Source organism: Actinomadura sp. NPDC048032 (assembly GCF_040653175.1).
In the GTDB taxonomy this organism is placed as follows: Bacteria; Actinomycetota; Actinomycetes; order Streptosporangiales; family Streptosporangiaceae; genus Spirillospora; species Spirillospora verrucosospora.
The window spans coordinates 1-4,427 of the sequence record NZ_JBEZJP010000554.1 but is presented as its reverse complement, the minus strand read 5'-3'; the positions used below and the strand labels follow the sequence as shown (position 1 = coordinate 4,427).

Here is a 4,427-nt window from a genome sequence, read left to right as displayed (position 1 = left end):
GCAGCCGCAGGATCCGGCCGCCGCGCGCCACGGCGCGGCGGCTCGCGGACGCGGCGCGCTGCGCGAGCCCGAGCCGGGTGGGGGAGCGCAGCGTCCACCCGGCCGCGGCCATCGCCACCCGCTCCAGCGGATGCCGGGGCCCCTTCTCGACGGCGCGGGCCCGCAGGTGCACCAGCACCTCCGGGATGTCGATGGCGACCGGGCACGCCTCGAAGCAGGCCCCGCACAGCGTCGACGCGTACGGCAGCGACGCGTCCACCTCCGACCCGATGCCCCTGATCTGCGGGGACAGGATCGCGCCGATCGGGCCGGGGTAGGGCGAGCCGTAGGCGTGGCCGCCCGCGCGCTGGTAGACCGGGCACACGTTCAGGCACGCCGAGCAGCGGATGCAGCGCAGCGCCTGCCGGCCCACCTCGTCGGCCAGGGTGGCGGTGCGGCCGTTGTCGAGCAGGACGAGGTGGAAGTCGCGCGGGCCGTCGCCGGGGGACACGCCCGTCCAGGTCGAGGTGTAGGGGTTCATCCGCTCGGCGGTGGACGAGCGGGGCAGCAGCTGGAGGAACACCTCCAGGTCCCGCCAGCTCGGCACGATCTTCTCCACGCCCATCACCGAGATGAGCGTCTCGGGGAGCGTCAGGCACATCCGGCCGTTGCCCTCCGACTCCAGCACGACGAGCGTGCCGGTGTCGGCGACGGCGAAGTTCACGCCCGACACCCCGACCTTCGCCGACAGGAACTTGGCGCGCAGGTGCCGGCGGGCCGCCTCGGCCAGCTCGGCGGGCGCGTCGGCCAGGTCCTCCGGAGCGTCCTCCATCGCGCGCAGGAAGATGTCGCGGATGTCGGAGCGGTTGCGGTGGATCGCCGGGACGAGGATGTGCGACGGCCGGTCGTCGCCGAGCTGGACGATCAGCTCCGCCAGGTCGGTCTCGTAGGCGGTGATCCCCTCCTCGGCGAGGAACTCGTTGAGGCCGATCTCCTGCGTCGCCATCGACTTGACCTTGACGACCTCGGTCTCGCCGGTGGCCTTCACCAGGTCCGCGACGATCCGGTTGGCCTCGGCCGCGTCGCGGGCCCAGTGCACCGTCCCGCCGGCCTCGGTGACCTTCTCCTCCAGCAGCCGCAGGTAGTGCCCGAGGTCCGCCAGGACGTGGTCCTTGATCTGCTTGCCCGCCTCGCGGAGCGCGGCCCAGTCGTCCAGTTCGGCCACCGCGGCGGCGCGGCGCCCGCGGATCGTGGTGGTCGCGTGCGCGAGGTTCGCGCGCAGCCGCGGGTCCGCCACCGCGCGGCGGGCCGCGTCCGGGAACGACGGCATTCCGAGGTAGGTCGGCATCGCCTGAGCGGAGCCGACCGGGGGGTGTGGGGCGTCGTCCCCCCACGGTGTACGCGCGGGCGAGGTCATGCGGGCTCCTCCCGCGTCGAGGCGAGGATCTCGGCCAGGTGGACGGTCCGCACCCCGGCGCGGGTGCGGGTGAGGGCGCCGCCGATGTGCATCAGGCAGGAGTTGTCCGCCGCGCACAGCGTCTCGGCGCCGGTCTCCCGGACGGCGGTGACCTTGTCGGCGCACATCGCGGCCGACACCTCGGCGTTCTTCAGCGCGAACGTCCCGCCGAACCCGCAGCACTCGGCCGCGTCCGGGAGCTCGACCAGGTCGATGCCGCCGACCTCGCGCAGCAGCCGCAGCGGGCGGTCGCCGACGTGCAGCATCCGCAGCGAGTGGCACGTGGGGTGGTAGGTGACGCGGTGCGGGTAGTACGCGCCGACGTCGGTGACGCCGAGGACGTCCACCAGGAACTCCGTCAGCTCGTACACGCGGGAGGCGACCCCGGCGGCGCGCGGCGCGAGCCGCGGGTGCCAGTCGCGGATCATCGCCCCGCAGGACGCGGACGGCGTCACGATCGCGTCGTAGGGCTCGAACGTCTCCGCGAACCCCTTCACCAGGGGCAGCGCCTGCTTCCGGTAGCCGGTGTTGAGGTGCATCTGCCCGCAGCAGGTCTGCGACTCGGGGAACTCGACGTCGTGGCCGAGGCGCCGCAGCAGCCGCACCACGGCCCGGCCCGTCCCCGGGTACATCGTGTCGTTGACGCAGGTGAGGAACAGCGCGACCTTCACAGTGCCTGCCTCCCGAGGGCGGGGCCGCCCAGGGCGGAGCGGCTGGACTCGCGGACGACCAGCTCGGGCTGGAACATCACCTGCTGGTGGGCGTGCCCGCCCGAGTCGTCGCACTCCTCCAGCAGCAGCTCGGTCGCGATCCGGCCGAGCTGGTAGGTGGGCTGCCGCACCGAGCTGAGCGGGACGGCGGCGGCGGCCGAGAACTCGATGTCGTCGTACCCGATCAGCGCGACGTCATCCGGCACCTTGATCCCGGCCTGCAGCAGGACGCGCAGCACGCCGAGCGCGAGCAGGTCGTTCGCGCAGAAGATCGCCTCGGGCAGCGGCGGGCCGGCCTCCAGCAGCCGCCGGGCCGCCTCCTGCCCGGACCGGGCGTTCATCGCCCCCACCGCGACCTCGCGCATCGCCTTCCCGGGGAGCCCGGCGGCGCGCAGCGCCCGCAGCGCGCCCTTGCGCCGGTCGACGCACTGGCGCAGCACGGCCGGCCCGGTCACCAGCGCCAGCGTCCGGGCCCCCGCGTCCAGCAGTTCGCGGACCGCGAGCTCGCCGCCGGCGACGTCGTCCACGGCGACCGAGCACTGGTTGGCGCGCGGCGTCGGGTGGTCGAGCAGCACCACCGGGACGCCCCGCTCGCTCAGCCGGTCGGCGGCCTCGCCGTCGTCGCCGACCGGGGTCAGCAGGACGCCGCGGACGCGCTGCTCGGCGAACACCCGCAGGTTGCGCAGCTCCCGCTCGTCGGACTCGCCCGAGGAGGACAGGATCACCGCGTAGCCGCGCTCGCTGGCGGTGTCCTCCACGCCGCGCGCCACGTCGGTGAAGAACGGGTTGGCCAGGTCGAGGACCATCAGCCCGATCGTGCTGCTGTGCCCGGCGCGCAGGGTGGACGCCGAGCCGTTGCGGACGAAGCCGAGATCGCGGATCGCCTGCTCGACGCGGACGCGGGTGGTCTCGGCGACGCGCTCGGGCCGGTTGAGCACGTTGGACACGGTGCCGGGCGAGACGCCGGCGTGCGCCGCGACCTGCTTGATGCCGACCGTCCTGCCCGGCGGCGCGGAGCGGCCGGTCTCGTCTGCGCCCAATCTGTGTGCCCCCGAGTCGTCCGCTGCTGTGTCGCCGCTCACTTTGGTCATTCGATTAAAACGTGTCAACCCGTGGTGGGGGTCCACGGGCTCCGAAACCTTGGCGGCCGGTCCTGGCCGTGTACGACTTCTGAACGTCGCGGGCCCTTGCGAGCACGGGCTTCTCGCAGCGTCGGGCGGGGTTGGCGGCAAGGTTCCCTCTTGACGGGTGCTCCGGGTCACATCTAGCGTCCTCCGCAACATCCCGTTAAAACGTTTTTCATCTGTACGTCACAGACGACCCCCGCGAGGAGGGCCGCGATGAGTGCACCGGGCCGCTCGGCGCCGCCGACATTGGCACTGGTCAACGTGAGTAAGTCGTTCGGCGCGGTCCGCGCGCTGCAGGGGGTCACCCTGGAGCTCCACGCGGGCGAGGTGCACGCCCTTGCGGGGGAGAACGGCGCCGGCAAGTCCACCGTCGTAAAAACGTTCGCAGGGGTCCACCGCCCCGACGCGGGCGAGGTGCGGGTGGACGGCGAGCCGGTGGCCTTCAACAGCCCCGCCGACGCGCAGGCCGCCGGTGTCGCGGTCATCTACCAGGAGCCCACGCTGTTCCCCGACCTGTCGGTCGCGGAGAACATCTTCATGGGCCGCCAGCCGCGCGGCGCGCTCGGCCGCATCGACCGCCGCGCCATGCACGCCGAGACGGCGCGGCTGTTCGAGCGGCTCGGCGTCGCGCTGGACCCGCAGCAGCCCGCCCGCGGCCTGTCGATCGCCGACCAGCAGGTCGTCGAGATCGCCAAGGCCATCTCCCGGGACGCGCGGGTGCTCATCATGGACGAGCCGACCGCGGCGCTCACCGGCCAGGAGGTCGCGCGCCTGTTCGCGGTCACCCGCAGCCTGCAGGAGAGCGGCTGCGCGGTGCTGTTCATCTCGCACCGGCTGGAGGAGATCTTCGAGATCTGCCGCCGGGTCACGACGCTGCGCGACGGCACCTACGTCGGCACCGACATGGTCGCCGACATCACCCCCGACGACCTCGTCCGCCGGATGGTCGGCCGCGACCTCGACGCGCTCTACCCCAAGCAGGACGTCACGCCCGGCGAGGTCGCGCTGAAGGTGAGCCGGCTGACCCGCGAGGGCGCCTTCACCGACGTCTCCTTCGAGGTCCGCCGCGGCGAGATCGTCGCGCTGGCCGGGCTCGTCGGCGCCGGCCGCAGCGAGGTCGCCCGCGCCGTCTTCGGCGTGGACCGCTGGGACGCC

At 73.4% G+C, this 4,427-nt stretch carries 4 protein-coding genes; 1 reads left to right on the top strand and 3 read right to left on the bottom strand.

Features of this window, described 5'->3' with window-relative positions; all coding sequences use genetic code 11:
- The 3 genes from AB0C69_RS38755 to AB0C69_RS38745 form a co-directional block, all read right to left on the bottom strand.
- Positions 1-1,327 (bottom strand): LutB/LldF family L-lactate oxidation iron-sulfur protein (locus tag AB0C69_RS38755; RefSeq protein WP_360361040.1); only part of this gene is annotated, 1,327 nt, incomplete at its 3' end.
- Positions 1,328-1,392: 65 nt separating this feature from the next.
- Complete coding sequence (locus tag AB0C69_RS38750; protein ID WP_353833042.1) at positions 1,393-2,106, bottom strand: heterodisulfide reductase-related iron-sulfur binding cluster; 714 nt, start codon at positions 2,104-2,106, stop codon at positions 1,393-1,395.
- Complete coding sequence (locus AB0C69_RS38745) at positions 2,103-3,185, bottom strand: substrate-binding domain-containing protein (protein WP_360361037.1); 1,083 nt, start codon at positions 3,183-3,185, stop codon at positions 2,103-2,105. The genes AB0C69_RS38750 and AB0C69_RS38745 overlap by 4 nt, the downstream gene beginning before the upstream one ends.
- A gap of 300 nt (positions 3,186-3,485) precedes the next feature.
- Here AB0C69_RS38745 and AB0C69_RS38740 point away from each other — a divergent pair.
- Positions 3,486-4,427 (top strand): sugar ABC transporter ATP-binding protein (locus AB0C69_RS38740; RefSeq protein WP_360361034.1); only part of this gene is annotated, 942 nt, incomplete at its 3' end.